The 21,151-nt window shown below is 72.5% G+C and carries 20 protein-coding genes; 17 read left to right on the top strand and 3 right to left on the bottom strand.

The genetic code is table 11. The features are described from left to right. Positions 1 to 50 precede the first annotated feature (50 nt). The 11 genes from ftsH to K8W59_RS16635 all read left to right on the top strand — a co-directional run bounded on the left by ftsH (position 51) and on the right by K8W59_RS16635 (position 11,108). Positions 51 to 2,144 (top strand): ATP-dependent zinc metalloprotease FtsH, encoded by a 2,094-nt coding sequence (ftsH, locus tag K8W59_RS16685; RefSeq protein ID WP_223396081.1) that lies wholly within the window; start codon positions 51 to 53, stop codon positions 2,142 to 2,144. Then, on the top strand, positions 2,141 to 2,758 hold the full coding sequence (folE, locus tag K8W59_RS16680) for a GTP cyclohydrolase I FolE (protein WP_223396080.1): 618 nt from the start codon (positions 2,141 to 2,143) through the stop codon (positions 2,756 to 2,758). The genes ftsH and folE overlap by 4 nt, the downstream gene beginning before the upstream one ends. 14 nt (positions 2,759 to 2,772) lie before the next feature. After that, entirely contained in the window at positions 2,773 to 4,356 is a 1,584-nt protein-coding gene (locus K8W59_RS16675; protein ID WP_223396079.1) for a glycosyltransferase family 2 protein, read from the top strand. After that, the gene (gene folP / locus K8W59_RS16670; RefSeq protein WP_449866974.1) at positions 4,322 to 5,185 is read left to right on the top strand and encodes a dihydropteroate synthase; all 864 of its coding nucleotides are present in this window, start codon (positions 4,322 to 4,324) and stop codon (positions 5,183 to 5,185) included. Before K8W59_RS16675 ends, folP begins: the two co-directional genes overlap by 35 nt. An 86-nt stretch (positions 5,186 to 5,271) precedes the next feature. Beyond that, complete coding sequence (gene folB, locus K8W59_RS16665) at positions 5,272 to 5,676, top strand: dihydroneopterin aldolase (protein ID WP_223396078.1); 405 nt, start codon at positions 5,272 to 5,274, stop codon at positions 5,674 to 5,676. Beyond that, on the top strand, positions 5,669 to 6,238 hold the full coding sequence (gene folK / locus K8W59_RS16660; RefSeq protein ID WP_223396077.1) for a 2-amino-4-hydroxy-6-hydroxymethyldihydropteridine diphosphokinase: 570 nt from the start codon (positions 5,669 to 5,671) through the stop codon (positions 6,236 to 6,238). Before folB ends, folK begins: the two co-directional genes overlap by 8 nt. Then, positions 6,235 to 6,720 (top strand): DUF3180 domain-containing protein, encoded by a 486-nt coding sequence (locus tag K8W59_RS16655; RefSeq protein WP_223396076.1) that lies wholly within the window; start codon positions 6,235 to 6,237, stop codon positions 6,718 to 6,720. Before folK ends, K8W59_RS16655 begins: the two co-directional genes overlap by 4 nt. Positions 6,721 to 6,730: 10 nt before the next feature. Further along, entirely contained in the window at positions 6,731 to 7,318 is a 588-nt protein-coding gene (locus K8W59_RS16650; protein WP_223396075.1) for a hypothetical protein, read from the top strand. A gap of 66 nt (positions 7,319 to 7,384) precedes the next feature. Beyond that, positions 7,385 to 8,458 carry a GNAT family N-acetyltransferase gene (locus tag K8W59_RS16645; RefSeq protein WP_223396074.1) on the top strand — a complete coding sequence of 358 codons (1,074 nt, stop codon included), beginning with the start codon at positions 7,385 to 7,387 and terminating at the stop codon, positions 8,456 to 8,458. 56 nt (positions 8,459 to 8,514) lie between these two features. Then, a complete protein-coding gene (locus K8W59_RS16640; protein ID WP_223396073.1) occupies positions 8,515 to 10,347 on the top strand; it encodes a glycosyltransferase family 4 protein in 1,833 nt (610 codons plus the stop codon). After that, positions 10,344 to 11,108 (top strand): glycosyltransferase family A protein, encoded by a 765-nt coding sequence (locus K8W59_RS16635; protein WP_223396072.1) that lies wholly within the window; start codon positions 10,344 to 10,346, stop codon positions 11,106 to 11,108. Before K8W59_RS16640 ends, K8W59_RS16635 begins: the two co-directional genes overlap by 4 nt. Here the strand turns inward: K8W59_RS16635 and K8W59_RS16630 are convergent. Further along, positions 11,105 to 12,160 carry a hypothetical protein gene (locus tag K8W59_RS16630; RefSeq protein ID WP_223396071.1) on the bottom strand — a complete coding sequence of 352 codons (1,056 nt, stop codon included), beginning with the start codon at positions 12,158 to 12,160 and terminating at the stop codon, positions 11,105 to 11,107. The genes K8W59_RS16635 and K8W59_RS16630 overlap by 4 nt on opposite strands. A gap of 98 nt (positions 12,161 to 12,258) precedes the next feature. Here K8W59_RS16630 and K8W59_RS16625 point away from each other — a divergent pair, with 98 nt between their 5' ends. From K8W59_RS16625 to K8W59_RS16615, 3 genes are read left to right on the top strand one after another with little or no spacing between them, the layout of a single operon-like run. Then, complete coding sequence (locus K8W59_RS16625; RefSeq protein WP_223396070.1) at positions 12,259 to 13,200, top strand: NAD-dependent epimerase/dehydratase family protein; 942 nt, start codon at positions 12,259 to 12,261, stop codon at positions 13,198 to 13,200. After that, complete coding sequence (locus K8W59_RS16620; protein ID WP_223396069.1) at positions 13,197 to 15,107, top strand: glycosyltransferase; 1,911 nt, start codon at positions 13,197 to 13,199, stop codon at positions 15,105 to 15,107. The genes K8W59_RS16625 and K8W59_RS16620 overlap by 4 nt, the downstream gene beginning before the upstream one ends. Further along, positions 15,104 to 15,862 carry a glycosyltransferase family 2 protein gene (locus K8W59_RS16615; RefSeq protein ID WP_223396068.1) on the top strand — a complete coding sequence of 253 codons (759 nt, stop codon included), beginning with the start codon at positions 15,104 to 15,106 and terminating at the stop codon, positions 15,860 to 15,862. The genes K8W59_RS16620 and K8W59_RS16615 overlap by 4 nt, the downstream gene beginning before the upstream one ends. Here the strand turns inward: K8W59_RS16615 and K8W59_RS16610 are convergent. Then, complete coding sequence (locus K8W59_RS16610) at positions 15,856 to 16,578, bottom strand: sulfotransferase family protein (protein ID WP_223396067.1); 723 nt, start codon at positions 16,576 to 16,578, stop codon at positions 15,856 to 15,858. The two genes, K8W59_RS16615 and K8W59_RS16610, sit on opposite strands and share 7 nt — an antisense overlap. Further along, the gene (locus tag K8W59_RS16605) at positions 16,565 to 18,586 is read right to left on the bottom strand and encodes a phosphoadenylyl-sulfate reductase (RefSeq protein ID WP_223396066.1); all 2,022 of its coding nucleotides are present in this window, start codon (positions 18,584 to 18,586) and stop codon (positions 16,565 to 16,567) included. Before K8W59_RS16605 ends, K8W59_RS16610 begins: the two co-directional genes overlap by 14 nt. A 253-nt stretch (positions 18,587 to 18,839) precedes the next feature. Here K8W59_RS16605 and K8W59_RS16600 point away from each other — a divergent pair, with 253 nt between their 5' ends. The 3 genes from K8W59_RS16600 to panD are packed head-to-tail and all read left to right on the top strand — an operon-like array spanning position 18,840 to position 21,143. Further along, positions 18,840 to 19,784, top strand: a complete 945-nt coding sequence (locus K8W59_RS16600) for a Rossmann-like and DUF2520 domain-containing protein (RefSeq protein ID WP_223396065.1) — start codon at positions 18,840 to 18,842, stop codon at positions 19,782 to 19,784. Beyond that, the gene (gene panC / locus K8W59_RS16595; RefSeq protein WP_223396064.1) at positions 19,781 to 20,716 is read left to right on the top strand and encodes a pantoate--beta-alanine ligase; all 936 of its coding nucleotides are present in this window, start codon (positions 19,781 to 19,783) and stop codon (positions 20,714 to 20,716) included. Before K8W59_RS16600 ends, panC begins: the two co-directional genes overlap by 4 nt. Before the next feature lie 13 nt (positions 20,717 to 20,729). Then, positions 20,730 to 21,143 (top strand): aspartate 1-decarboxylase, encoded by a 414-nt coding sequence (gene panD, locus K8W59_RS16590; protein ID WP_223396063.1) that lies wholly within the window; start codon positions 20,730 to 20,732, stop codon positions 21,141 to 21,143. Positions 21,144 to 21,151 lie beyond the last annotated feature (8 nt).

The following is a 21,151-nucleotide window of genomic DNA, read 5'->3' as shown; positions in this document are numbered from 1 at the left end:
CATCCCCTGACGCACCTGCGAGCAGGTGCCCCTGTCTGCGAGAGAAGTCTGTGAACCGAGTAGCCAAGAGTCCCTGGCTGTGGGCCAGTGTCGTCATCCTCGCCATCGTCCTGGCGATGCAGTTCTTCGCGTCCAGCGGCGGGTACGACGAGATCGAGACGTCGCAGATGAACAAGTACATCGCCGACGGCACGGTGGACAAGATCACCTTCATCGACGGGGACCAGCAGGTGCAGGCCGAGCTGGACAGGGGCACCGACCGCGAGGGCGGGCTGAAGGTGATGACCCACTACGTCGACGGCCAGCAGCTGGAGATGCTCGAGGAGGTCCAGCAACAGATCGACGCGGGCGAGATCGCCGCCTCCAACTCCGAGAACCCCCAGCCCAGCCTGCTCGGCTCCCTGGCCGCGACCCTGCTGCCCTTCCTGCTGATCATCGGCCTGTTCCTGTTCTTGATGAACAGCGTCCAGGGCGGCGGCCGCGGGGTCATGCAGTTCGCCAAGTCCAAGGCGAAGCTGATCTCCAAGGACATGCCGTCGACCACCTTCTCCGACGTCGCCGGCGCCGAGGAGGCCATCGAGGAGCTCGGCGAGATCAAGGAGTTCCTCTCCGACCCGGCCAAGTTCCAGGCCGTCGGCGCGAAGATCCCCAAGGGCGTCCTGCTCTACGGCCCCCCGGGCACCGGCAAGACCCTGCTGGCGCGGGCCGTCGCGGGCGAGGCCGGTGTGCCCTTCTACTCCATCTCCGGCTCGGACTTCGTGGAGATGTTCGTCGGCGTGGGCGCCAGCCGGGTCCGCGACCTGTTCGAGCAGGCCAAGGCCAAGCCCCCGGCCATCGTCTTCATCGACGAGATCGACGCCGTCGGCCGGCACCGCGGTGCCGGCATGGGCGGCGGCCACGACGAGCGGGAGCAGACGCTCAACCAGCTGCTGGTCGAGATGGACGGCTTCGACGTCCGCGGCGGCGTGATCCTGATCGCGGCGACCAACCGGCCCGACGTACTCGACCCGGCGCTGCTGCGCCCCGGCCGCTTCGACCGGCAGATCCAGGTCGATGCGCCGGACCTCAACGGCCGCCACCAGATCCTCCAGGTGCACTCCCGCGGCAAGCCGATGGCCCCCGAGGTGGACCTGATGTCGGTCGCCCGTCGCACGCCGGGCTTCACCGGCGCCGACCTGGCCAACGTGCTCAACGAGGCCGCGCTGCTCACCGCTCGCAGTGACCGGACGCTGATCGACGCGGTCTCCCTGGACGAGGCGATCGACCGGGTCATCGCCGGCCCCCAGCGCCGGACCCGGCTGATGAGCGAGCAGGAGAAGCTGATCACCGCCTACCACGAGGGCGGGCACGCCCTGGTCGCCGCCGCGATGCCCGGCTCGGACCCGGTGCACAAGGTCACGATCCTGCCCCGCGGCCGCGCCCTGGGCTACACCATGGTGCTGCCGGACCAGGACAAGTACTCCCAGACCCGCAGCGAGATGCTGGACAAGCTGGCCTACATGCTCGGCGGGATGGCGGCCGAGGAGCTGATCTTCCACGACGTCACCTCCGGCGCCGGCAACGACATCGAGAAGGCCACCAACCTGGCTCGGGCGATGGTCACCCAGTACGGCATGAGCCAGCGGCTCGGCGCCGTGCGGCTGGGTGAGTCCGGCTCCGAGCCGTTCCTCGGCCGGGACATGGGCCACCAGCGCGACTACTCCGAGGAGGTCGCCGCGGTGATCGACGAGGAGATCAAGGCGCTGATCTCGCAGGCCCAGAAGGAGGCCTACGAGGTGCTGGCCGACAACCGGGACGTCCTGGACGCCCTGGTCCTCGCGCTGGTGGAGAAGGAGACCCTGGACAAGGCCGAGGTCGCGGAGATCTTCTCCGCCCTGCGTCGTCGCCCGGTGCGGCCGGCCTGGACCGGGTCGCCCGAGCGGGTCCCCAGCACGGTGCCGCCGGTGGAGATCCCACAGTGGATCCGCGACCGTGCGGCGGCCAACGGCAACGTCACCGAGGACGAGCAGGAGGGCGGCATCGTGCTGACCCCGCCGGGCTCGGGCGGTGACACCCACGGCGACACCGTCGGCGGCCAGGGCGGCCTCGGCGGGCCGGGAGGTGGACCCCAGGGGCCGGACGCGTCATCGGACGAGCGCGGATGACCGACCCGATCGCCACGCCGGAGCGCGACCCGGCCGGCGTACCTGCCTTCGACCACGCCCGAGCCGAGGCGGCCGTCCGCGAGCTGCTCATCGCGATCGGCGAGGACCCCGACCGGGACGGGCTGGTGGAGACTCCGGCCCGCGTGGCGCGCGCCTACGAGGAGGTCACCCGGGGCCTGCGGATGTCCGCCGAGGACGTCCTCACCACCACCTTCGACCTGGGCCACGACGAGATGGTGCTGGTCAAGGACATCGAGCTGTGGTCGATGTGCGAGCACCATCTGGTGCCGTTCACCGGCGTCGCGCACGTCGGCTACATCCCAGCCGAGAGCGGCAAGATCACCGGCCTGTCCAAGCTGGCCCGGCTGGTCGACGTCTACGCACACCGGCCCCAGGTGCAGGAGCGGCTCACCACGCAGATCGCCGACGCGCTGGTCGACATCCTCGACGCCCGCGGCGTGATCGTGGTGATCGAGGCCGAGCACCTCTGCATGACCATGCGCGGAGTGCGCAAGGCCGGCGCCCGCACCGTCACCTCCGCGATGCGGGGGATCATGCGCCACCAGGCCACCCGCTCCGAGGCGCTCTCCCTGATCAACTCGCACCGGCGGTGACCCGGGTGCGCGGGATGCGCCGCCTGCGGCGGCTGGCCGGCCGCCGCCGGGACCGAGCCCCCGAGCTGAGTGTGGTCGTCCCGGTCTACAACGTCGAGCAGTACGTCGCCGCGTGTCTGGACAGCGTGCTCGCGCAGTCCCATGCCGACCTCGAGGTGGTCGTGGTCGACGACGGCGCCACCGACGACTCCGCGGCGATCGTCGAGCGGTACGCCGCACGGGACCCGCGGGTGCGGCTGCTCCGGCAGGAGAACCAGGGGCTCGGGGCCGCTCGCAACGCCGGCGTCGCCGCCTCGCGTGGCCGCTACCTCACCTTCCTGGACTCCGACGACGTCGTCCCGCCCGACGCCTACCGGGCCATGATGGAGACGCTCGCGCGCACCGGATCCGACCTGGTCGTGGGCACGTTGCGCGAGGACCACGGGACGCGGCAGACCACCGGACGGCTGATGGCGGCCAACCACCGGCGTCGCCGCGAGGGCGTGATCCTGTCCGATGCCCCGCTGCTGCTGGCCGACGTGTTCGCCCAGAACAAGGTCTACCGCCGTACCTTCTGGGAGGGCGCCGGCCTGGCCTTCCCGGTCGGCACCCGCTACGAGGACCAGCCGACCCTGACCCGGGCCTTCCTCGCCGCTGACCGGATCGACGTGCTGCCCGACACCGTCTACCTGCGGCGGGTCCGCGATGACGGCTCCTCGATCACCCAGACCCGGCACCTGATGGCCGACCTGCGGGACCGGCTGGAGACCAAGCGAGACAGTACGGCGACCCTGCTGGCCGGGCGCCCGGACCTGGCGCCGGTGTGGTTCGGGACCGTGCTGCCGGTGGACATGTGGGAGTACTTCCGGGCCGGGGCCACCGCCGAGGAGGAGTACTGGACGCTGCTGCGGACCATGCTCACCGAGCTGTGGAACGACTCCACCCTGCCCTTCGAGCAGACCGACGTGCCCGCCCAGCAGCGGCTGATGGGGTGGCTGGTCGAGCAGGACCGGCGATCCGACCTGGTGGCGCTGCTCGCGTTCATCGAGGAGGTCCGCCGCGACTTCGAGGTGCGGATCCGCGACGGAGAGGCCGTCTGCGTGCTGCCCGGGCTCGACGACCCCGCCTACGGCGCCCCCGCCGAGGTCTACCGCCTGTCGGAGGCCGAGCTGGCCTGGCAGGCGCGAGTGCTCGTGGCCCGCTGGGAGGGGCCGGTGCTCCACCTGGAGGGCTTCGCCCTGGTCCGCAACCTCGCCACCGGGGGCCGCGCCACCGCCCTGACGGCCCGGCTCGAGGGGCCCGGCGGTCGCACGGTCGAGCTGCCGGTGACGCCGTACTCCGAGCCGCGCGCCACGGCCGCCGTCGGCCGCGCCCGGCAGGACTACGACGACTGCGGCTTCCGGGTGGCCGTCGACACCGCGGCGCTCGATCTGCCGCCCGGTGACTCCGCGTGGCGGCTGAAGTGGGAGCGGACGGTGGAGGGGCTGAGCCGGACGGGTGGACCGACCGGCTACCGCGCCGCCGACGTGGACCGGCGCGCGCGTAGCGTGAGGCCGGGCGTGACCGCCGGTCTCGCCGACGTCGATGGCGAGCTGGTGCTGGAGGTGCGCCGTGACTGACCTGTTCGCGTTGGGGGAGCGTCCCCGTGTCATGGGGGTCCTCAACGTCACCCCCGACTCGTTCTCCGACGGGGGCCGCTACGCCGCCGTGGGACCGGCGGTGCAGCACGGTCTGGAGATGACCGCGGCCGGAGCCGACCTGGTCGACGTCGGCGGGGAGTCCACCCGGCCCGGCGCGACCCGGCCGCTGGTCGACGAAGAGCTGCACCGGGTGCTGCCGGTCGTGCGGGAGCTGAGCGGCCAGGGTGTCACCGTGTCGGTGGACACGATGCGGGCCGAGGTGGCCGAGGCGGCGGTCGCCGCGGGTGCGCAGGTGGTCAACGACGTCTCCGGGGGGTTGGCGGACCCCCGCATCCTCGACGTCGTCCGGGACAGCGGCGCGGTGTACGTCGCCATGCACTGGCGCGCCCACTCGGACCGGATGACGCGGCACGCGGACTACCCCGAGGGCGTGGTCGCCGGGGTGCGGGCCGAGCTGGGGGAGCGGCTGGAGGCGATCGCGGCCGCCGGCGTGGACCTGGACCGGGTGGTCCTGGACCCGGGCCTGGGCTTCGCCAAGACCCAGCAGCACAACTGGGAGCTGCTGCAGCATCTCGACGAGATCGAGCAGCTGGGTCGCCCCGTGCTGGTCGGTGCCTCGCGCAAGTCCTTCCTGGGCGGGCTCCTGGGCACCGACGACGCTCCGCGGCCGGTCGACCAGCGGGAGGCGGGCCACCTGGCGCTCGTCGTCCTGCTCGCGCAGTACGGCGTCTGGGGCCTGCGCGTGCACGACGTACGCGCCACCACCGACGCCCTGGCCGTCCTGGACCGGGTCGCCCGACCCTCGTGATCTCGCCGCCCCCGGGGCGGGAAGCCGGGCGGGTGCGTGCGGCCACTACAGTGACCGCAGTTGTCCCCGCTTGAGAGGCTGGAGCCGTGAGTGCGCTGTCGCAACCCCTGGTGCCGGGGTCGGACGAGCTCACCGTCACGGGCGTCGAGTGCTTCGCCCATCACGGCGTGTTCGAGCACGAGCGGCGCGACGGCCAGCGGTTCGTGGTGGACCTGACGCTCGGGCTGGACACGCGCCCGGCGGCGTCCTCGGATGACTTGCAAGACACCGTGGACTACGGGAGTCTCGTGAGCGACGTGAAATCGGCCGTGGAGTCCGATCCTGCCGACCTGGTGGAGACGGTGGCCGAGCGCATCGCGTCGGTGTGCTTGTCCGACCACCGCGTCCAGTGGGTGCGAATCACCCTCCACAAACCCGAAGCACCCATCCAGGAGACGTTCTCCGGCGTCACCTTGACCATCACCAGGAAGCGCGAGGGCCCCAGTGACTGAGACCCCCAACCCGCACATCATCGATGCCGACACCCTCACCGGCGAGATGCGTCCGATCCGCCGCGTCGTGATCTCCCTCGGCTCCAACCTCGGCGACCGGTTCGCCTCCCTGCAGGGAGCGGTCCAGGCCCTGGCGGACACCCCGGACGTGTGGGTGACGGCGGTGTCGGCGGTCTATGAGACCGAGCCGGTGGACTCGCCCGCGGACGCGGAGTCCTACTACAACGCCGTCGTGCTGATGGACACGACCCTGCCCGCGCACCGGCTGATGGACCGGGCCCTGGCGATCGAGGACGCCTACGAGCGGGAGCGCACCGAGCTCCGCAACGCCCCGCGGACCCTGGACGTGGACCTCATCGTGGTGGGTGACCGCCGCAGCGACCTGGACTCCCTGCAGCTGCCGCACCCCCGTGCCGCCGGCCGCGCCTTCGTGCTCAAGCCGTGGCACGACCTGGAGCCGGACGCGGTCTTCCCGGGCGAGGGCCCGATCGCGGACCTCCTCGAGGGCCTGGACCAGGGGGGCCTGACCCGCCTGGACGACGTCGAGCTCGAGGTGCCGTGACGGCTGGTCCGCCCGAGGATGACCCGGCCGGCCGGCTCGCGCCGACCCCGCTCAAGGTCCTCGTCGCCTGGGCGCTGGCCGGCCTGGTGCTCGGCTGGCTGCTGCGCACCGTCGTGACCGCGGCCGGGGGCGTCGTCCCCGTGGTCGGCTGGGTGCAGGCGATCGTGCTGTTCTTCGTCGCCGCGGTGCTCGCCGGCGTGGCGCGGGCGACCCGGAGCGCGATCGCGGAGCCCGAGCGCCGTCCCGAGCCGCACCAGCTGGTGAACCGGCTGGTGCTCGCGCGCGCCTGTGCGCTGGTGGGCGCGCTGGTGGCGGGAGGGTACGCCGGGTACGCCGTGAGCTGGCTGGGCGTGTCCAGCGACCTCGTGGGCCAACGGGTCGTGCGCAGTCTGGTCGCCGCGGTCGGCGGCCTGGTGATGACGGTGGCGGCGGTCGCGCTGGAGCGCGCGTGTCGTACCCCCTCCGACGGGGATCCCGCCTAGCATTTCCACTATGGCCTCCACCACCGCACGCCGGCGCCAGCGCAGCACCCGAGTCGTCGTCGCGGTGGGGCTGCTGGCCCTGGCCGCCGTCGTGGTGGCCGCCTCCTTCGCCACCGGCTCGCTGGTCCTCCGTGGGCTCGCGGCCGTCACCGGCCTCGTGCTGGGCGCGGCGGCCACCCGGATCACCCACTCCGAGCTGGTGCAGACCCGGCGGGACTGGGCCAGCGACCGCGCGGAGCAGGCACGGGCCTACCAGGTGCTCGACCAGCGCCGTACCTCCGAGCACCTCGCCTATGTCGAGGAGACCGCCGCAGAGGCGCGCCGGCGTGAGGAGGCCCTGCGCGAGGTCGAGTCGGCGCTGGTGCGGGCCGAGCGCAAGGCCGCCGAGGCGACCCGCAAGTTCAGCGCCGAGGCCCGGCGTGCCGAGCTGGCCGAGGACGAGAGCCTGCGTCTGGGCCGGCAGCTGGAGGAGTCCGAGCAGCGGGCCGCCGAGGCGATCGTGCATCTCGCGGAGCTGGAGCAGGAGGCCGACGTCCTGCGTGCCGAGCTCGCCGCCTGGCAGTCCCTGCGCGCCGAGCAGGCTCGCCAGCACGCCTGAGCCGCCGAACACGCGGTGCGGGGCCCGCAGCGGCCTCGCAGACCCCACCTGCGGGAGAATGCCGCCGTGATCCCCGAAGGAAGCCGCTTCGAGCCCGACCCCGACCTCGTGCTGGACGACCACAGCCTCCCCGAGGGCTGGGAGGTCACCGCGGTCGAGGTGGAACGGGATCTGGAGCGTCTGACCGCGCTGCTGCGGCGGCACGAGGACTTCGGCCGGGGGTGGGCGTCGTCGGGGCCCGAGGACGTGCTGGTCGAGATCTCGCCGCGAGGCGAGCGGATGCGGGCCAATGTCGTGGTGCGCGACCCCGGCGGTACGGCGCAGGCCTGGGGCAGCGTGCACGACCGGGCGGCCGGCCGGATGATGTTCGTCCTCGTGGTGGACCGGGACATGGAGGCCACCCTGCGCCGGCGCTGCGCCCGGGTCCTGTGCGACTGGGCCGACGGACAGGCGCGCGAGGTGGGCGCCGCGCGCGGTCTGGAGGTCCAGCAGATCGACACCGGCGCCTTCGCCGACGACGAGCGCTTCCGCAAGTGGCTCTCCGGCGCCGGTTACGACCACGTGCGCACCTGGTGGCAGATGAGCCGGCCCGTGCAGCCCGAGGAGGCCTCGCTGGTGGCCGACCCGGCCCTGTGGGAGGACCGCGGGGTGCGGTTCCGCCGGGTCACGCGCGAGGGGGAGGGTCTGCCCGACGAGGACGACCTGCACGCCGTGCACGATGTCTTGGAGGGCGCCTTCGCCGACCACTTCAACTCCCACGAGGAGACCTTCGAGGAGTTCGTGCACCGGCTCAGGGAGGACCCCGGGCACCGCTGGGACCACTGGTGGCTGGCCGAGCTGGTGGACGGTGACGCGCCGGAGCCGGCTGGGGCCGTGGTGGCCACGCACCTGGCGAGCGACGACGGGCCCGACGGCTCCTACGTCTCCTACATCGGCGTCTTGGAGAACGCCCGCGGGCGAGGCGTCGCGACCGGCTTGCTGCGCACGGTGATCGCCGACGCGGCGGGGCGGGGCCGCAACCGGGTCGGGCTCGAGGTCGATGCCGACAGCCCGACCGGCGCGGACGGCCTCTACACCTCGATGGGGTGGGTGACGCAGTACGTCACGGAGTCCTGGCACCGGGACGTTCCGACCGGCTGACCACCGCTACACTGGCGCGCGGTCGAGGCCCCGACAGAGACTCCCGGAGGAATCGGATGGTAGGTCCCCAGCGGCTGGCTCGGGGCGTGATGCGGCGGCTGCGGGACGGGGCGCGGAGGGCCCGGGCGCGTGCCCGGACCGTCGGGCGGACACCGGTCCCGCGGGAGTCGGTGATCGAGCACACCCACGTCGGCGCCGTCTTCGACGAGGGCGTCGCCCGCATTCGGGCCGGGATGACCCCGGGTGGCCTCGACGACGACTACGACCTCGCCTACGAGCACTTCGACCTGCGGCACTTCCTGCTGCAGGCGCGCGGCCTCCTCGACGACGCGTCGCCGGACCCGCTGCGGCAGTTCATGGACAACGGCGCGCGGGCCAAGGCGACGCCGGAGATCAACTTCCAGACCGCGCAGTACGTCGCCCGCCATCCGCATCGCGCGGTCGGGAGGAGCCCCTACGTCCAGTGGCTCGCCGAGGGTCGGGCGGCCGGCGAGATCGCCGACCCGGCACCGGGCATCGAGGCGATGGCCGGGGTCCTGGGGCGGACGCCCGCGCAGCTCGCCGACGAGCTCGCCACCCTGCGCACCGGCCTTCAGGAGCGGCTGCTGACGGGACGGCTGGGTGAGATGTTCGCCCGTGCGGAGGAGATCGAGCCGCTGATCGGCGACGTCTGGCCGATGGTGACGCGGCCGATCATCCCACCGTGCCACTCCGAGACCACGGCCGCGCAGGTGGGCGCCCTGCACGCGGTGCAGCAGGCGGCCGGCTTCCGACGGGCCCGCCTGCTCATCGTCGCCTCCGACCCGCGCTGGGGCGGAGGCCGTCGCGCGGAGGGTCACATCGCCCATGCCCTGGCCCAGACCGTGGACCCCGAGGACATCGTGGTCCTCTACACCGATGCCGGAGGCTCGGCACCGCCCGGACGCTTCCCCGCGGGGGTGCGCGAGGCGGACCTCGCCTCGGCGATCACCGACTCGATGCGGGGGGAGGCGGCGATGCGGACCGTGGTCGAGGTGGTGCGCTCCTTCCGCGCCGACGCGGTGGTGAACGTGAACTCCGCGCTGCTGCACCAGGCGATGGGCACCTACGGCCCGGCGCTGGCCGCGTCCGAGCGCATCTTCCCGATGTTCTTCGGCAACGAGCAGATGCCGGCCGGCAACTGGCTGGGTCTGCCCCTGCGCTACTTCTACCGGATCTTCGAGCAGACGGCGGGCGTGCTCACCGACAGCGAGCACCTCGCCGGCTGGCTGCGGGATCGGCATCGGCTGGACCCGGCGTCGGCGGCGCGCATCCACGTGCTCAGAGCGCCGGTCGACCCGGGCATCGCGGCGGTGCAGCCCGCCCCGCGTGCGACGGACGCTCGTCCGGAGGTGTTCTGGGCGGGCCGGTTCGACCGGCAGAAGAAGGTCGGCCTGGCCTTCGAGGTCGCCCGCCGGATGCCCGACGTGACCTTCCGGGTCTGGGGGGAGTCGGTGCTGAACTCACCCGACGTGGGGACGCCACCGGACAACGTCGTCCTGGAGGGTCGGTATGCGGCGTTCGCCGACCTGGACCTCTCGACGGCGCAGGCCTGGCTCTACACCTCCGGCTGGGACGGCGTACCCAGCCAGCTGCTCGAGGTGGCGATGACCGCGACCCCGGTCGTGGCCAGCCGGGTCGGCGGCACTGACGAGGTGATCGATGACGAGGGTGGCTTCCTGGTGGAGGACGTGGACGACCCGCAGGCCTACGTCGACCGGCTCCGCGAGGTGCTGGCCGACCCCGGCGCGGCCCGGGAGCGGGCCCGCGGCCTGCGCGAGCGGCTGCTCGCCGACCGGACCGCCGAGGCCTACGCCCAGGAGGTACGGCGCGTGCTCGGCGCCGCGCGGGCCGCGGAGGTGGCCCGATGACGACCGACCTGACGCTGGTGGTGACCGCGCACGACGAGACCGTGGTCAGCGGCCCGACGATGACGTCCGCGGACCGGGCGGTCGAGGCCGCCGAGGCCGCCGGGTGGTCGGTCCAGCGGGTGATCGCCCTGGACGCCGCCACCGAGCACACGCGCGCCTTCTTCGAGCAGCCGGCCTTCGACCACTGGGAGCGGTGGCACTTCGAGGAGGCCGACCTGGGGCGGGTGCGCAACGCACTGCTGCCGCGCACCGAGGGCCGATTCATCGCCTACCTCGACGCCGACGATCTGTTCAGCGAGAACTGGCTGGCCGAGGCGATAGCGACCCTGGACGCGGCCGAGCGGCGCGGTGAGCAGGTGATCGCCCACCCCGAGCTCAACGTCATCTTCGACGGGTCCCGGACGGTGCTGGTCAACATCGGCCAGGACTCGCCGCTGTTCACCCCGCACTACCTCTACTTCCGGCACTACTACGACTCGCTGTGCATGGCACCGCGGGAGGCGCACCTGGAGGTGCCCTACGTCAGCCGGGACGTGCCGAACGGGTTGTCCTACCAGGACTTCCAGTTCACCGTCGAGACGATGGACGCCGGCTGGTGGCACGTGGCCGTCCCCGACACGATCATCTTCAAGCGGCGACGGGACTTCTCCCTGGTCACCGAGAGCAACGCGCGGAAGTCGGTGCTCCGCGCGGTCCCGGCGATGGCGATCGACCGGGTGCGTGAGCTGGGCAGGAGGCGCTCGGGCGGGGCTCGCGCCTAGTGCTCCCGCGCCGCTCTGGCGGCGAGGTCCCGCAGGGGCCCGTGCACCTGATCGGGCAGGTCCACGACCGCCAGCAGCGGGTCCACCCGAGCGGGGTCGAGACGCTGCTCGGTGGTGGTGCCGGCGGTCTTGCGTGCGGCGTGGAAGAGCTCTCCGTCCGCGGCCCCGACGAACTCCCGCGCGACGGTCCGGTTGCCCTCGGCCCACGGGGCCATGAAGGTCTCGAGGTCCGCGTCGGGGAGGGTCAGGGTCGGCCCGGAGGAGACCGTGGTCAGCTGGTCCACGAGCCGGCGCTGCTGGCGGACCCGCCACCCCGGGAGCAGCCCGTCCTGCTTGAGCACGTTGACCAGGCGCAGGAACTCCACCGTCTCCGCGTCCAGGCTGGCGTTGCGCACGCCGACCGCGTCGTCGTCGACGTCCAGGCCCAGTCCGGTCGCCCGGACGAAGTCGGCGAGCAGGGAGCCGCCGGGGAAGGCCGAGCGCTCGAAGGGCCGGACCGTGATCGAGGCGGGCTCCAACCGGCGCTGCCACAGCCGGAGGCGACCCAGGTAGTCGTAGACACCGGTGAAGTCGGTCCCGGCCATCCGCTCCACCAGGCGCCGGGTCTCGCCGGTCTTGACCACCTGCTGGTAGCGGCTGGCCAGGTGGTCGTCCTGGCGGCGCAGGTAGACCACCAGCCGCAGCGGCTCGCCCACCGTGTCGGTCAGTGCACGCAGCCGGTCCAGCATGCCGGCGTTCGCGCCGAAGAGCGCTTCGTCGGACATCAGCACCCGCTCCGGGCGGGCCGCGGCGACCTCCTCGGCCAGGGCGCCGCCGAACCACGAGCGGAAGGCCGCAGGATCGTCGTACCCCTGCTGCTCCCAGCTGGGCTGCTGCCGTAGCTGCTCGTCCTCGCGCAGCGACAGGCCCAGCCGCACGTGCCGCACCCGGCCCGGCGAGACCGGGTAGAGCACCCCGCGGTCGAGCAGATCCTCGCGTCGGTCCGCGAGCAGTGCCTGCACCGAGGAGCTGCCGGTCTTCCCCGAGCCCATGTGCAAGGTGAGCTCCGGCATGCCGCTCAGTCTCCCACGAGGGCGGGTCGTCGGCGCGCACGGCGCCGCCCACCTCTATCGTTGCTGCGTCCGTCCTGCCGTCGCGAGGAAGAGATCGCATGAAGAACGTCCTGATCACGGGAGGTGCGGGCTTCATCGGCCGGCACGTCGCCGCGCATCTGATCGACCACGGCGGATACACCGTGACGGCGATCGACAATGAGTCGCTGGGCGACCGCAAGCACCTCGACCTGGACCGGGTGCGGTTCGTGGAGGGCGACCTGCGCAGCCGCGAGGACCTGCGCTCGGCGCTGGAGGGGCAGGACGCGGTGGTCCACCTGGCCGCCGACACCCGGGTGATGGACAGCATCGAGGACCCCGCCACCAACTTCGACAACAACGTCAACGGCACCTTCAACCTGCTGCAGCTGTGCCGCGAGCTCGGCGTCGGCCGGGTCGTGGCCGCCTCCACCGGCGGCGCGATCCTCGGCGACGTCGAGCCGCCGGTGCACGAGGAGATGGCGCCCCACCCGACCTCGCCGTACGGCGCCTCCAAGCTGATGCTGGAGGGCTACCTCTCCGCCTACGCCAGCTCCTACGGCGTCAGCGGTTGCGCGCTGCGGTTCTCCAACATCTACGGGCCCCGTTCCTTCCACAAGGGCTCGGTGGTCGCGCACTTCTTCAAGCGGATCCTCGCCGGCGAGCCGCTGGTCGTCTACGGCGACGGCAGCCAGACCCGCGACTACCTCTACTCCGGCGACCTGGTGGTCGCGATCCGGTCGGCGATCGAGGGCGACGCCGAGGGCGCGATCCAGCTCGGCACCGGCCGGGGGACCACCCTCAACGAGCTGTTGGACGTGATGCGCACGGTCACCGGTCGCGAGCTCGACGTGCGCTACGAGGACTTCCGGGCCGGCGAGGTGCGCGACACCTGGTGCCAGATCGACAAGGCCCGCCGGGTGCTGGGCTTCGACCCCACCACCGGCCTGGAGCAGGGGCTCCGCGAGACCTGGCAGTGGTTCCAGGCGGCCGCCGAGCAGGACGACGAGGACCCCGCGTGAGCCCCAGCCCGCGCGACCTCCCTCGCCGGGCCGTGCGCTCGGCACGGCGCCGGGTGGCGGCGCGCCTGGAGGGCACACCGCTGGGCGACCGGATCGCCCGGGCGCGCGGCCTCGCGCCGGAGCAGCGGCCGGAGCCGCCGGCCCGGCCGCGCGGGCGCCCGCCGCGCACCGAGCTGCGCACGACGCACCTGGGTCCGATGCTGGACGCAGCCGTCCTCAACGCCGAGCAGCAGATGCGGGTCGGGGCCGACGCCGACTACGACCTGGTGCAGCAGCACTTCGACGCCCGGCACTACCTGCTCCAGGCGCCGCGGCTGCTGGAGCGGCCCCGCCTGGACCTGGTGCGCAACTTCCTGCGGGCACCGCTCTCGGAGAACCGCAGCCCGGACCCGCACTTCTCCCTGGCGCACTACCTCGAGCACCAGCCCCAGCACCGCCAGGGGCGGGAGCGTCATCCCTACCTGGAGTGGCTCAAGCGCGGCCGGGCGGCCGGCGAGCTGGCCGACCCCTCCCCGGCGATCCCGGAGATGGCTCGGATCCTGGGGATGGAGCAGTCCGAGGTGGTCGACCGGCTGGTCGCCCGCCGGCAGGACCTCATCGACCGGCTGCTGACCGGCGAGCTCGGCGAGATGTACGAGCGCGCCGGACGGCTGGAGCCGCTGGTCGCGCGCGCCGACGTCCGGTTCACCCGCCCGCGGATGCTGCCGTTCGGCGACCCCACCGCGCTGAAGCAGGTGGCCCTGATCCACGCCGCCCAGGAGGCGGCCGGGTTCCGCCGCGCCCGCCTGGTGATCGTGGTCAACCGTCCCCGCTGGGGAGGTGGCCGGCGGATGGAGGGCCACCTGGCACACGCCCTGGCCGACCGCATGCCGGCCGAGGAGATCGTGGTCGTCTACTCCGACCACGGCGGCAGCGCTCCTCCCGGCCGGTTCCCCGAGGGCGTGCGCGAGCTCGACTTCGCCTCCCTGGTGGGCGAGCTGGAGCCCGAGGCCGCCCAGCACGCGCTGGTGGTGCTGCTGCGGACCTTCCACGCCGACGCGATCGTCAACATCAACTCCCCGATGCTCTACGGCGCGATGCGCACCCTGGGCAAGGCGCTGACTGCCTCCGAGCGGCTCTTCCTGTGCTTCTTCTGCAGCGAGCAGATCCCCACGGGCGCGTGGACCGGCTGGACGATGCGCTACTTCTATCGCCTCTTCGAGCAGGTCGAGGGCGTCATCGCCGACAGTCACGACCTGGCGGAGGACCTCATCTCCTTCCACCACATCCCGCCCTCCCAGCGGGACCGCCTGCACGTGTTCAGCGCCCCCGTCGACCCCGGCCTGCCCGCCGTGTCCTCCGCCCCGGAGCAGACCCCCGGCCGCCGCCCGCAGGTCTTCTGGGCCGGCCGGTGGGACCGGCAGAAGCGGATCGAGCTGTTCTTGGGGATCGCCCGGGCGATGCCGGACGTGGACTTCCGCATGTGGGGGGAGTCGGTGATGGACCAGCAGGCCCACGACCTGCCGTCGAACGTGCTGCCGCAGGGGCGCTACGGGCACATCTCCGAGGTGCCGCTGGCCGAGGCCGACGCCTGGCTCTACACCTCCGGCTGGGACGGCGTGCCCAGCCAGCTGCTCGAGGTCGGCGTCACCGGTGTGCCCGTGGTGGGCACGCTGGTGGGCGGCACCGGCGAGGTGCTGGACCCCGACCTGTCGTGGCCGGTTCCCGAGGACGCCGGGCCGGAGGAGTACGTCGCCGCGCTGCGCGCGGTCCTCGCCGACCCCGCCGGGGCCCGGAGCCGGGCGCTGGAGCTGCGCGAGCGGCTGCTCGCCGAGCGCACCCGCGAGCGGTTCGCCGAGCAGGCGGCCGCGGTGCTGCTGCAGCCGGAGGAGCAACGCGACCAGTGGGAGGAAGGAGCGCCGGCATGAGCGAGACCGACCTGTCCCTGGTCCTCACCGCGCACAACGAGACGCTGGTGTGCGGGCCGACGATGGAGTCCGCCGACCTGGCCGTGGCCGCCGCCCGGGAGGCCGGCTTCACGGTCCAGACGGTGGTCGCGCTGGACAAGGCGACCGAGGCCACGAAGGAGTGGTTCCACCAGCCGGACTTCGACCACTGGGAGCGCTGGGAGATGGGCGAGGGCGACCTCGGCCGCGTGCGGAACGCCATCGTCCCGCGGCTGAGCGGGCGCAACGTCGCGTTCCTCGACGCCGACGACCTGTTCAGCGAGAACTGGCTCTCCCGGGGGCTGCAGCTGATGGCGGCGGCCGAGGAGCGGGGCGAGCGGGTGATCGCGCACCCCGAGGTGATCATCACCTTCGACGGAGCGGTCGGCCTGCACCAGAACGTCGCGCAGGACGACCCGCTGTTCACCCCGCACTTCCTCTACATGCGCAACGCCTACGACTCGCTGTGCCTGACGCCGCGCGAGGGGCACCTGCAGGTGCCCTACGTGCACCGCGACATCCCCAACGGCCTGTCCTGGCAGGACTGGCAGTTCGGCGTGCAGACGATGGCCCGTGGGTGGAAGCACGTGCTGGTGCCCGACACGATCATCTTCAAGCGCCGGAGGGACTTCTCCCTGATGGTGGAGAGCGCCGGCCGCAAGTCGCTGCTGCGCAGCCTGCCGGAGATGGCGATCGACCGGATCCGCGACCTGGCCCGGCCCGGCTCGGATCAGTAGCCGTAGAGCTCCATGTCGGTGGCGTAGAGCCGCTCGACCCGGCTCACCAGGTCCGGCCGGCCGGTGTAGACGCTCTCCCGACTGGTCCGCGGGGAGACGTTGCGGGACTCCACCGGCACCGGGTCCAGCCCGACCGCCTCGGTGATCCGCGCCAGGTCCTGCTCGAAGGTCTCCAGACGGCCGACGTGGTCCAGGGTGACGAGCGGGTGCAGCAGGTTGAGGTGCTGCGGGCGCCAGTGCCGGTCCATCTCGGTCAGCGGGTCCTGGCGCTCCACCGCCTCGAGGAACTCCTCGAACGAGACGTGCACGGTGTGGTCGGGGGAGATGCCGAGACCGTCGGCGACCCGGCGCCGGAAGGCGCGGTCCCGGAACATCTTCGCCCAGTAGACCGACTCCAGCCGGCGCACCGGGTGGCGCACGAAGGAGAAGCGGAAGGCCCGGCCGGCCAGCATGGCCAGGACCTTCCCCCGGCCGACCTCCGCGGTGGTGGGCAGCCGGTTGTCGCGGTGCATGTGCTCCAGCGGGGAGTCCAGGTCACCGGCGTGCACCCGGTCGAGCCACACCATCAGGGTGGAGCTCCCCGCCTTGGGGTTCTTCACGTAGAGCAGCGAGTGCTCCGGCAGCGCGATGAGGTGCCGGTTCGCCCTCGTGCCGTGGTAGAACCTCTCGATCGCCGGCCAGGTCAGTGAGTCCGACGGATCGTCAGACGGGCTCACTGTCCTTCTCCCTCTGCGCCTTCGCGAACGCGGACTCCTCGCTCCAGGAGGAGATGCACGGGATCTTGGAGCGGTCGCCGCGGTCGGCGTACTTCCGCGTGATCTCGGTGACCTCCTCCATCAGGCCCTCGGAGAGGGTGATGGGGGACAGGCCGAGGTGCAGGAAGCGGTCGTTGGCGACGTGCAGCTCGTTCTCGTCGTCCTCGTTGCGCGGGTTCGGGATGTTCTCCACCGGCACGCCCGTGCGGTCGGAGATCATCCGGGCCAGGTCGCGGACCCGGTGGGTCTCGGTCATCTGGTTGAAGATCGCGACCTTGTCCTCGCGCGAGGGCGGGTTGTCCAGGGCGATCTGGATGCACTTGACCGTGTCCTGGATGTGGATGAACGCGCGGGTCTGGCCGCCGGTGCCGTGCACGGTGAGCGGGTAGCCGATCGCGGCCTGCATGAGGAAGCGGTTGAGCACCGTGCCGTAGTCGCCGTCGTAGTCGAAGCGGTTGATCAGCCGCTCGTCCTTCTTCGTCTCCTCGGTCTGGGTGCCCCACACGATGCCCTGGTGCAGGTCGGTGACCCGGATGTGGTCGTTCTTGTTGTAGTAGGCGAAGAGCAGCTGGTCCTGGGTCTTGGTCATGTGGTAGATCGAGCCCGGGTTCGCCGGGTAGAGGATCTCCTGGTCGACCAGGCCCTGGTCGGTCTCGACCTTCACCGAGAGGTAGCCCTCGGGGATCTTCATGCCGGCGGTGCCGTAGCCGTAGACGCCCATCGTGCCGAGGTGCACGACGTGGATGTCCAGCCCGCTCTCCACCACGGCCGCGAGCACGTTGTTGGTCGCGTTGAGGTTGTTGGAGACGGTGTAGCGCTTGTGCCGGCTGCTCTTCATCGAGTACGGCGCTGCCCGCTGCTCGGCGAAGTGCACCAGCGCGTCGGGCTGCCAGTCCTCGAGCAGGTCCAGCAGGCGCTGGTAGTTGACGGCCACGTCGATGTCGTGGAACGCGATGTCCTTGCCGGACACCTCCTTCCACGCCGCGAGCCGCTCGCCCATGTGCCGGATCGGCGTCAGCGAGGAGACCTCGAGCTCGATGTCGATCTTGCGTCGCGAGAGGTTGTCGACGATCGCGACCTCGTACCCCTGTGCGGACAGGTGCAGTGCCGTGGGCCAGCCGCAGAAGCCGTCTCCGCCCAGAATGAGTACCCGCATTGCTTTCCCTTCATCTGGCGCTGCCGCGGTGGCGGCAGGCTGTGTTGAAACATCGTCCCGCCCCGGAGCCGGGTCGGCGGGCGGCGTGTCGGCCGGGGTGTCGGCCGGCTTGCTGCGCTGCATCTTGCCGGTGGAGGGGTCGAAGTGGATCCCGCACTCCTTGGCGGAGTCCATCTCCCACCACCAGCGGCCCGCGCGCTTGTCCTCACCGATGGTGATCGCCCGGGTGCACGGGGCGCAGCCGATGCTGGTGTAGCCCCGGTCGTGCAGCCGGTTGTAGGGGACCCGGTGCTCCTTGATGTAGTCCCACACCTGGGCACTGGTCCATTCCAGCATCGGGTTGAACTTGTAGAGCTGGTAGCCCTCGTCCCAGGTCTTGACCTCCAGCGAGCGCCGCAGCTCCGACTGCTCCCGGCGGAGCCCGGTCAGCCAGGCGCGCTTGCCGGCGAGCTGGCGCTTGAGCGGCTCCACCTTGCGGATCCGGCAGCACTCGTGCCGGTTGTCCACCGAGTCGTAGAACCCGTTCTGCCCGTGCTCGGCCGTCCACGCCGCGACCTCGTCGGCGTCGGGGTTGACCATCCGGATGACCGGGCCGTAGCGGCGGTGCACGCTGTGCGCCAGCGCGTGGGTCTCCTCGGGCAGTCGGCCGGTGTCGATGCTGAAGATGTCGATGTCCAGCGAGTGCTCGGCGATCAGGTCGGTCATGACCATGCTCTCGGGCCCGAAGGCGTTCGACAGCACCGCAGGCCGGTACTCCTCGGAGATGCTGCGAAGGATCTCGAGGGTCTGGGCCAACGCGTCGGCGTTCTCCACCCGTACGACTCCTTGGCTGCTGTGCACGTCGCCGGGAGCCTAGCACCGTCGCGCCCGGGTTCCGGCCCCCACGCACCGGCCCGCCGGTCTCGTCCTGACCGCCCACCGGGTGAGGGGTAGCGCACATCACGTGGCCGCCGGTCCGCGGCCGGCGTACCGTGGGGGCAGCACACCAGAGCACAACGTCCGGTACCCGATCCGGCTCCCGCCCGGGAGTGGTCGGCGGGACTGGAACGGAAAGGTTCGCGGTCACATGAGTGCACCCCTGCGCGCGCCCGAGCGCGCCCGCACGAGCATCGGCGTCGTCGGCGCCGGACGCGTGGGAGCCGTCCTGGCCGCCGCGCTGAGAGCCGCGGGACACCGGGTCACCGGCGTCTCCGGCGAGTCCGACGCCTCCCGGGCGCGCGCCGCGGCCCTGCTGCCCGGCGTCGGGGTCCGCAAGCCGAGCGAGGTGGCCCGCGGGTGCGACGTACTCCTGCTCACCGTCCCCGACGACATGCTCGCCAACGTCGCCTCGATGCTCACCGCCTCCGGGGCGATCCGTCCCGGCCAGCTGGTGGTGCACACCTCCGGCCGGCACGGCCTGGCGATCCTCGAGCCGGCTCGGGAGGCGGGTGCGCGGTGCGTCGCGCTGCACCCGGCGATGACCTTCTCCGGGACCGACCGCGACCTGCCGCGCCTGGCCGGCTGCGTCGTTGGCCTCACCGCGGAGGCGGGCGAGCGCGCGGTCGCGGAGTCGCTCGTGGCCGACCTCGGCGGCACCCCGATGTGGGTGGCCGAGGACCGGCGTGCGCTCTACCACGCCGGGCTCGCGCACGGCGCCAACCACCTGGTCACGCTGGTCAGCGAGGCGATGGAGATGGTCGCCGCGGCCACGGACGGCTCGTCGGGTACGGCGGCCGCGACCCTGCGCCCGCTGCTCACGGCGGCGCTGGACAACGCGCTGGCGCACGGCGACGACGCCCTGACCGGGCCGATCGTCCGCGGCGACGTCCGCACCGTGCGCGACCACCTCGACGAGATCGCGACCGCGGCACCGCAGGCGCTGCTCTCCTACGTCTCGCTCGCCCGGGCCACCCTGGACCGGGCGGTCCTGGACGGCCGCGTGCTGCCGATCAGGGCCGCCGCGATCAGCCGCGTGCTCGACCGGGCGGTGGCCGACCGGGCCGGCACGACGGCGACGGGGGTGGAGCGGTGAGCGCCCCGGTGCTGGTCCGGACCCGGGCCGAGGTGGCCGCGCTGCTCGAGGAGTCCCGCCGGGAGGGCAGGCGGATCGGACTCGTCCCGACCATGGGCGCCCTGCACGAGGGGCATGCCAGCCTGATGCGGGTCGCGCGCGAGCACGTCGGGGACGGCCCCGTCGTGGTCTCGGTCTTCGTCAACCCGCTGCAGTTCGGTCCGGGCGAGGACCTGGACCGCTACCCCCGCACCATGCCCGCCGACCTGGAGCTGTCCGCCCGGGAGGGCGTGGACGTGGTCTACGCCCCGGAGGTCGCCGACGTCTATCCCGGCAGCGGCGAGACCATGGTCGAGCCGCAGGTCACCGTGGACCCCGGACCGCTCGGCGAGGTCCTGGAGGGTCGGACCCGCCCCGGCCACTTCCGCGGCGTGCTCACCGTGGTCACCAAGCTGCTCGGGCTGGTGCGCCCCGACGTCGCGGTGTTCGGCCAGAAGGACTACCAGCAGCTCACCTTGGTGCGGCGGCTGGTCGACGACCTGTGCCTGGGCGTCGAGATCGTCGGCGCCCCCACCCTGCGCGAGCCCGACGGGCTGGCGCTGTCCAGCCGCAACCGCTACCTCGACCCCGAGGAGCGGGAGGCGGCGGTCGCCCTGAGCCGCGCGCTCACGGCCGCTGCCGAGCGAGCCGGGACGGCCGAGGATGCGGAGGCCGCCGCCCGGGCCGTGCTGCACGCCGAGCCCCGCGTGGTCACCGACTACCTCGTCGTCACCGACCCCGCCCTGGGCCCGCTGCCCGAGGACGTGGGGCCGGGGACGTCCGCGCGGATCCTGGTCGCGGCCACGATCGGGACGACCCGGCTGATCGACAACGCCGCCCTGACCCTCGGACCCCGCGGGTCGTCGTACTCCCACACGGGTGGGACGCCGGTCGGCGCCCGCACCGCAGACTGAGAGGAGCAGCACCGTGCTGCGCACCATGATGAAGAGCAAGATCCACCGCGCCACCGTGACGCAGGCCGACCTGCACTACGTCGGGTCGGTCACCGTCGACGAGGACCTGCTCGACGCGGCCGACCTGCTCCCCGGCGAGCTCGTGCACATCGTCGACGTCACCAACGGCGCCCGTCTGGAGACCTACACGATCGCCGGCGAGCGCGGCTCCGGCGTCCTCGGCATCAACGGCGCCGCCGCCCACCTCGTGCACCCCGGCGACTGCGTCATCCTCATCGCCTACGGGCAGATGGAGACCGCCGAGGCGCGGGACTTCGAGCCGCGCGTGGTCTTCGTCGACGCCGACAACCGGATGGTCGGCGCGGGCGGCGACCCGGCGGAGACGTACGGCGACCCCCTGCTCCGGCGCGGCGACCTCGTGGGCTGACGGGAGCG

It is taken from the genome of Nocardioides rotundus (assembly GCF_019931675.1).
Taxonomy (GTDB): Bacteria; Actinomycetota; Actinomycetes; order Propionibacteriales; family Nocardioidaceae; genus Nocardioides; species Nocardioides rotundus.
This window is presented reverse-complemented; position numbering and strand designations above follow the sequence as displayed.